At 70.4% G+C, this 847-nt stretch carries 1 protein-coding gene; it reads left to right on the top strand.

Annotation, left to right across the window (positions count from 1 at the left end):
* Positions 1-847 (top strand): VWA domain-containing protein (locus AC1D15_RS35025; protein ID WP_477829703.1); only part of this gene is annotated, 847 nt, incomplete at both ends.

Raw genomic sequence — 847 nt, forward strand, 5'->3', positions numbered from 1 at the left:
GCGCTTCGCGAGCCTGGCCATCGTCAAGCAGGCCCAGGGCGGCGGCCCCGGCTGGCGCCGCCATGTGCCGCCGGCCCTGCTGCTCGTGGCGCTCGGTGCCTTGCTGATCGCGACCGCGCGGCCGATGGCGGTGGTGACGCTGCCGCTGCAGCAGGAGACCATCATCCTCGCGATGGATGTCTCCGGCAGCATGCGCGCCACCGACGTGCAGCCGGATCGCCTGACGGCCGCGCAGGAGGCCGCCAAGTCCTTCCTGATCGACCTGCCGCGCAGCGTGCGCGTGGGCGTGGTGTCGTTCGCCGGCACTGCCGCGGTGGTGCAGCCGCCGACGCAGAGCCGCGACGACGTGGTGGCCGCGATCGACCGCTTCCAGCTGCAGCGCGGCACCGCGATCGGCAGCGGCATCGTGCTGTCGCTCGCGACGATCTTTCCGGAGGCCGGCATCGACCTGTCGCAGATCACCGGCCAGCGCAACATGCCGCTCGGGCCGAACGACAAGCCGAAGCAGGATTTCGTGCCGGTCGCGCCGGGCTCGTACGCCTCGGCCGCGGTGATCCTGCTGACCGATGGCCAGCGCACCACCGGGCCCGACCCGCTGGACGCCGCGAAGATGKCGGCCGACCGCGGCGTGAAGGTGTATTCGGTGGGCATCGGCACCAAGGAAGGCGAGACGATCGGCTTCGAGGGCTGGTCGATGCGCGTGCGCCTGGACGAGGAGACGCTGAAGAACATCGCCAACCTGACGCGCGGCGAGTACTTCTACGCCGGCACCGCCACCGACCTGAAGAAGGTCTACCAGAGCCTCAGCTCGCGGCTGATGGTCGAGAAGAAGGAGACCGAGGTCAGC

This window comes from Rhizobacter sp. P2_H2, assembly GCF_056403375.1.